The sequence below is a fragment of the Streptomyces sp. 150FB genome (assembly GCF_000818195.1).
Classification (GTDB): domain Bacteria; phylum Actinomycetota; class Actinomycetes; order Streptomycetales; family Streptomycetaceae; genus Streptomyces.
Genome location: NZ_JTHL01000001.1, coordinates 44,930 through 52,135 on the forward strand (window position 1 = coordinate 44,930; position 7,206 = coordinate 52,135).

At 72.8% G+C, this 7,206-nt stretch carries 2 protein-coding genes; both read right to left on the bottom strand.

Annotated features, from left to right (window positions below):
• On the bottom strand, nucleotides 1-4,074 hold a 4,074-nt coding region (locus QR77_RS00075; protein WP_040019093.1), incomplete at its 3' end, for a type I polyketide synthase.
• A gap of 50 nt (nucleotides 4,075-4,124) precedes the next feature.
• A partial coding sequence (locus QR77_RS00080) for a condensation domain-containing protein (RefSeq protein WP_150130528.1) occupies nucleotides 4,125-7,206 on the bottom strand: 3,082 nt, incomplete at its 5' end.

The following is a 7,206-nucleotide window of genomic DNA, read 5'->3' on the forward strand; positions in this document are numbered from 1 at the left end:
CCCCGCCACGCCTGCGGCGGCCTGCGTATGCCCGATGTTCGACTTCAACGACCCGAGCCACAGCGGCAGTTCGGCGTCCCGGCCCTGTCCGTACGTCGCCAGGAGCGCCCGCGCCTCGATGGGGTCGCCCAGCGTCGTTCCCGTCCCGTGCGCCTCCACGGCGTCCACGTCCGACGTCGACAGGCCCGCCTGCGCCAACGCGTCGCGGATCACCCGCTCCTGCGAGGGGCCGTTCGGGGCAGAGAGCCCGTTGGACGCGCCGTCCTGGTTGATGGCGGAGCCGCGCAGGACGGCCAGGACCTGGTGGCCGTTGCGGCGCGCGTCCGACAGGCGCTCCAGGACCAGCACACCGACGCCCTCCGACCAGCCCGTGCCGTCGGCCGTGTCCGAGAACGCCTTGCACCGGCCGTCCGCCGAGAGGCCGTTCTGGCGGGAGAACTCCACGAACATCCCGGGTGTGGACATCACTTCGGCCCCGCCCGCCAGGGCCAGCGAGCTCTCCCCCGACCGCAGCGAAGCCGCCGCCAGATGCAGCGACACCAGCGACGACGAACACGCCGTGTCCACCGTCACCGCGGGGCCCTCGAACCCGAAGGTGTAGGCGATACGGCCGGAGGCCACACTCGGTAGACCGCCGGTCAGGGCGTAGCCGCCGAAGCTGTCGGGCACCTCGTGCAGCGGAGGGACGTACGACTGGTCGGATACGCCCATGAAGACGGCCGTCCGGCTGTGGCGCAGGGACTCGGGGTCGATCCCGGAGCGCTCAAGGGCCTCCCACGAGGCTTCGAGGAGCAGCCGCTGCTGCGGGTCCATCGCGCGGGCCTCGCGCGGGCTGATCCGGAAGAAGTCGGCGTCGAAGTCCGGTGCGTCGTAGAGGAATCCGCCGCTGCGAACCTGGCCGGTCGCCTCCGGCGCCACGTCCCAGCCTCGGTCCTCGGGAAACGGCGAGATCGCGTCCACCCCGTCGCGGACCAGCCTCCACAGATCCTCGGGGGAGCTCACACCGCCGGGCAGCCGACAGCTCATGCCCACGATCGCGACCAAGTCGCCGTCCGGTGCGGGGCCCTGGGCGGGCCCGGGGGTGTCCGGGGCGTCTCCCGCGAGTTCCTCGGTGAGGTGGCGCAGGAGCGCGGCCGGGGTGGGGTGGTCGTAGACGAGCGTGGTGGCGAGCCGCAGTCCGGTCGCCTGGCTCAGCCGGGTGCTGAGCTCCACCGCGGTGACCGAGTCGAAACCGGTCTCCTTGAATGTGCGGTCCGCCGCGACCGTCCGCGGGTCGGTGTGCCCGAGGACGGCCGCCGCCTGGGAGTGGATCAGTGTGCGCAGATCCTGCTCCCCCATGGCGGGGGCCTCGGCGCCGGCGGCGTCCTGGGGTGAGGCGGGCGCCGGTGCGGCCGCCTCCCGCACGGGAAACGCGGTTGCCTCGGCGGCGATCCAGTGGGTGCTGCGCTGGAAGGCGTAGGTGGGCAGCTCCACGGCGCCGGCGCCGGTGTCCTCGAACACCGGCCGCCAGTCCACGGTGACGCCCCGCACGTGCAGCGCGGCCAGGGACAGGAGCAGCCTCCGCAGGCCGTCCTCGGCACGCCGCAGCGTGCCCTGCACCACCGTGCCGGCGGCGCCCTGAACGGTGTCGACGGTGGCCTGGACGGCCATCGTCAGCACGGGGTGCGGGCTGGCCTCCACGAATACCCGGTGGCCGTCCAGGGCCAGGGCCCGTACGGCGTCTTCGAGGCGTACCGGTTCGCGCAGGTTCCGGTACCAGTACGCGGCGTCCAGGCGGGACGTGTCGAGTCGGCCGCCGGTGACGGTGGAGTAGAAGGCGACATGGCTGTCCTGGGTGGTGACATGCGCGGCCGCCTGCAGGACCTCGTCGCGGATCTCCGCCACGTGCGGCGAGTGCGAGGCGTAGTCGATGGGGACGCGTCGGGCGCGGACGTCACGGGCGCGGCAGTCGGCCAGCACCGCGTCCACCGCGTCGACCGGGCCGGAGACGACGACCGCCTTCGGGCCGTTCACGGCGCCGATCGAGACCCGCTCCCAGACACCGTCCTCGATGGCCGCCCCGACGTCCGCCGCCGTCATCTCGACGAGCGCCATGGCGCCCCGGCCGGAGAGCCGGTCGGCGATGACACGGCTGCGCTCGGCCATGAGCCGCATGCCGTCCGCCACGGGCATGATCCCCGCCGCGCAGGCGGCCGTGATCTCACCCTGGGAGTGGCCGACCACGGCGGCAGGGACGACTCCGGCCGCGCGCCACACCTCGGCCAGGGACACCTGCACCGCGAACAGCGCGGGCTGCATCACGTCCATGCGCAGCAGCGCGTCCTCGTCGGCGAGCGCGTCCCGCAGCGACCACTCCACCAGGTCGTCGAGCAGCCGCGCGCACGTGTCCATCCGCGCGGCGAAGACCGGCAGGGAGTCCCACAGGTCCAGGGCCATGCCGGCCCACTGCGGGCCCTGTCCGGGGAATGCCCACACGACGCCGGACGCGGAACCCGCCGCGCCCTCCACCACGTGGGGCGACGGCTCGCCCGCGGCGAGGGCGGCCAGCCCGTCCAGGAGCGCGGCGCGGTCCGCGGCGACGACGACACCGCGGTGCGCGAACACCGACCGGGTGGTCGCCGCCGCGTATCCGACGTCCACAGGACGCAGGTCCAGGTCGGCCTCCACGCGCGCGTGGAGCTGTCGTGCCTGCGCCCGCAGCGCGGCCCTGCTGCTGCCCGACACCACGACGGGCACCGCACGCGGCCCGGCCTGTGCGCGGCCTTGGTCCTGGGCGGGCGCGGCGGGGGCCTCACCGACCACCACGTGGCAGTTGGTGCCGCCCACGCCGAACGAGCTGACGCCCGCGAGCCGCGGGCCCCGAGGCCAGGGCCCTGCCGTGTCGTTGACCCGGAGCTTGAGCCGGTCCATGGGGATCGCCGGGTTGGGCTCGGCGTAGTTGAGGCTGGACGGCAGGGTTCCGTTCCGCAGCGAGAGGGCGACCTTGATCAGCCCGATCACGCCCGCTGCGCCGTCCAGATGCCCGATGTTGGTCTTCACCGAGCCGACGAGGAGCGGCTCCGTGTCGGGCCTGTTCCGGCCGAGCACGGCTCCCAGCGCCGCCGCCTCAATCGGGTCGCCCGCTCGCGTGCCGGTGCCGTGCAGCTCGACGTACCGCACCCGGGCCGGTTCCGCGGACGCCTGGGCGTAGGCGCTGTGCAGGAGTTCCTGCTGGGCCTCGCCGTCGGGGACGGTGAGGCCCTCGCCGCCGCCGTCGTTGTTGACGGCGCTGCCGAGCAGGACGCAGTGGACGGTGTCGCCGTCGGCGACGGCGTCGGTCAGGCGCTTGAGGACGACCATCCCGCCGCCCTCGCCGCGCACCGTGCCGTTGGCGCGCGCGTCGAAGGTGTAGCAGCGCCCGTCCGGGGACAGGGCGCCCGCCCTCGCGAAGGCGAGCGTGCCGTGCGGCGCCAGATTCAGGTGGACGCCGCCGGCCAGGGCCAGCGTGGCGGCGCCGGACAGCAGGCTCTCGCAGGCCAGGTGGACGGCGACCAGGGACGAGGACTGCGCCGCATCCACGGTGAGGCTGGGACCGCGCAGGCCGAGCTGGTAGGACACGCGGTTGGCGATCACTGCGCGGCTCAGGCCCGCCATCGAGTGGTGGGACACGGCGTCCCCGCCATGCCGGTGGACCAGCGTGGCGTAGTCGTCGCCGGTGGCCCCGAGGAACACCGCGGCCCTGCGGCCGCGCAGGGTCTGCGGCACGATGGCGGCGTGTTCGAGTGCCGTCCAGCTCAGCTCGAGGGCCAGGCGCTGGCGCGGGTCCATCGCCTCGGCCTCACGCGGCGAGATGCCGAAGAAGCCGCTGTCGAAGTCGGCGACGCGGTCCAGGAATCCGCCGCGGCGCACGCCTTCGAAGCCGGGTGCGTCGTCGGGGATCGCGTCGAGGGCCCACCGCCCGGCCGGTACTTCGGTGATCGCGTCCACGCCGTCGCGCAGCAACTCCCAGAACGCGTCGAGGTCATCGGCGCCCGGGACCCTGCAGGACAGACCGACGACGGCGACCGCACGCCCGGCCTGGTCACTCGTGGACATGTCTGCTTCCCCTTCAGGCCGTACCTGTTCCGGGTGGTGCGGGTGACTCGTCATGCGGTCGGGTCCGCGTCGGGGGTTGCGTGCGCCCGCGCCCGCAGCCGGGCCAGCTCCGCCGCGGGGTCCGCCGCGATCTCCCGCAGCAGCAGCTCGTACGTCCGCGCCATCCGCTCAGCGGTGTCCCGCGTGAACAGGTCGGTGCTGTATTCCAGTTGGCCCCGCAGTCCGGAGTCCGTCTCCAGGACGGTCAGGTTGAGGTCGTACTTCGCCGGACCGGGGTCCGCGGCGACGGGGCTCACCGCCAGGTCCGCCGCTTCGCCCTCGCCGGCGGCTGCGGCCGGGTTCGGCACCAGGTTGAACATCACCTGGAACAGTGGGGAGTACGATGGATCGGCCTCCGGCACCAAGTCCCCGGCCAGTTCGGCGAAGGGCAGGTCCTTGTGTTCGTGGGCCTCCCCCGTGACCTGCCTGGTCTGGGCGAGGAGGTCGGTGAAGACACGGTCCGGTGCGACACCGAGGCGGATCACCACCGTGTTGACGAAGTAGCCGACCACTTGCTCCAGTTCGGCTCGCGGCCGGTTGGTGACGGGCGAGCCGATGGCCAGCTCGCGGTCGTCCGCGTGACCGCCCAGGAGCACGGCGAACGCCGACAGCAGGGTCATGTACAGTGTCACGTCGCGTTCCTGGCCCAGCCGCTTGAGCCGCGCGAGCACGGACTGCGGGACATCGAACGCGACCTTGGCGCCCTGATAGGACTTCACCGGCCGACGCGGGTGGTCGGTGCGCAGCGGCAGACAGGCGGGCAGGCCGTCCAACTGGCGCTTCCAGTAATCGCGTTGGCGGTCGAGCAGCACACCGTCCAGCACTTCGCGCTGCCAGCGGGCGTAGTCGGCGTACTGGAGCGGCAGTTCCGGCAGCTCCGGCAGCCCGCCCCGGCTCGACGCGCCGTACAGGACCATGAGTTCGCTCAGCACGATGGTCAGCGACCAACCGTCGAAGACACCCCAGGGGCGGGTGAGCACGACGACGTGCTCGTCGTCCGCGACCGGCACCAGGTGGATCCGGACCGCGTACGGTCCCTCCGGCACGAAGGGGCGGGCGCGTTCGTCCCGCAGCCACTCGGCGAGGGCATCCTCCCCGGAGACCGGCTCGGTGACGGTCGCCTCGAAGCCGGTGGCGTTGTTGACGCGCTGCACGACGTTCCCGTCGCGGCGTACGTAGCCGGTGCGCAGCACCGCGTGTCGTGCGACAAGGGCCTGGACGGCGCGCGCGAAGGCGTCGCGGTCGAGGCGTCCCGTCAGCCGGTGGGCCATCTGCGCATTGTCGTACGAGGCCTCCAGGTGCTCCGGGTGGCCGAGGAACCACAGGTCGTTCTGCTGGAGCGAGAGCGGTACCTCTTCGCCTTCCCCGACGGGCACGGCCGGCACGAGCGGCACGGCTTCGGCGGCGGACGGCTCCTCCTCCATCGCCGCGGCCATCTCGGTCACGGTGGCGCCCGTGAGGATCAACTGCAGCGGCAGCTCGCGGCCCGTCTCCTGGCGCACACGCAGGTTGAGCCGCACGGCCAGGAGGGAGTGCCCGCCGAGCGCGAAGAAGCTGTCCTCCATGCCGACACGGCTGACCGCGAGCACCTCCTCGAGGACGCGGCACAGGGTCCGCTGGGCCTCGGTGCGCGGCGCGGCGTAGGCCTCCTTGGCCACAGCGCCCTCGTCCGGGGCGGGCAGCGCCCGCTTGTCGACCTTTCCGTTGGGGGTGATGGGCAGCTCTTCGAGGAGCATGAACACGCTGGGCAGCATGTACTGCGGCAGCCGCGCGGACAGGTGCTCCTTGAGCGTGCGGGCCACCGAGGGACCCAGGTCGCCGATCCGCGGGAAGTTCGCCAGATGCGCCTGGCGGTAGGGGGCGCGGGCCCGGACCGGCGGCAGAGCGTCCCGGCCGAAGACCAGATCGAGGCCGTCCAACCGGTCCTGCGACCAGGTGGCCGCCACCCGGTAGCCGAGCTCTTCCGCACGCAGCAATGCGGCCTCCAACTCCCCCACTTCGTCGGTGACTTGTTCCGCGAGTCGGACGCCACCGGGAAGCGGGTCGACTTCGTGGGAGGACGACCAGCGGGTCAGTCCCTCACTGACGCGTACGTCGTCGGCGACCCGGGGGTTGCGCACGCCGCTGACACCGAAGCGGTCCGGGGCGCCGTTCTCCAGGAGGGCGCGCAGATGGTCCGCGGTGTCGGCCTCCAGCCACGTCAGGGGCTCGACGGGGGCAGCCGTCCCCTTGGTCAGGACGACGTCGTAGCGGTAGGCGGACATCTCGTTGTCCTCGACGCCGCGCTTGGCCATGAGGTCGTAGCCGCCCAGCTCGGGGAAGCGCTCCGCGAGGCGGTCGAAGTAGGTGGGGCTCAGGAGCAGTTCGCTCTCCTGCCGGCGGCGGCGACGCACCTGTTCGACGAGCGCCCCGACCGTGGTGCGGCCTGCGGCGCGGCTGCGTTCGACCGCGCCCAGGTGGGCTGGGAGCAAGTCGAGGTTGCGTACGTCGCCGATGAAGATGCGGCCGCCGTCCTCCAGAAGCGGCAGCATCCGGGCGATCGCCTCCTCCAGGTAGACCCGGTTCGGGAAGTACTGCGCAACGGAGTTGAGCACGATCGTGTCGAAGGTCCGCCGGGCAAGCCGGCCCACCGACAGTGCGTCTCCCTGCTCCAGGGTGACGTGGCTCCAGCCGCGGCGTTCCACACCCCGGCGGACATCGGCGAGCGCCGAGGCGGACAGATCGAAGGCGTGCACCGACTCGCAGGCGTCCGCGTAGCGGAACAGGAGCAGGCCGGTGCCGCAGCCGATCTCCAGCAGGCGCCGCGGCCGCATCTCGGCGATGCGCCGGACGGTGCCGTCGATCCACTCGAGCATGCCTGCTTCGGGCACGGGTATGCCGGTGTAACTGCTGTCCCAGCCCGCCAGGTTGAGGTCGTCGGCGGCAACGTCGCCGGTCCCGGCGTACTGGTCCTCGAAGACCCGCTGCCACTGATCCAGGAGTGTGGCGTTCTGTTCGCGGGCGGCGTCGTCGAGCCACTGCGGCGTCGGGCTCACGTAGGCGACGAGCGCACGGCTGTCGTCGGAGCCGTGCGGGACGACGACGCCGTGGGAG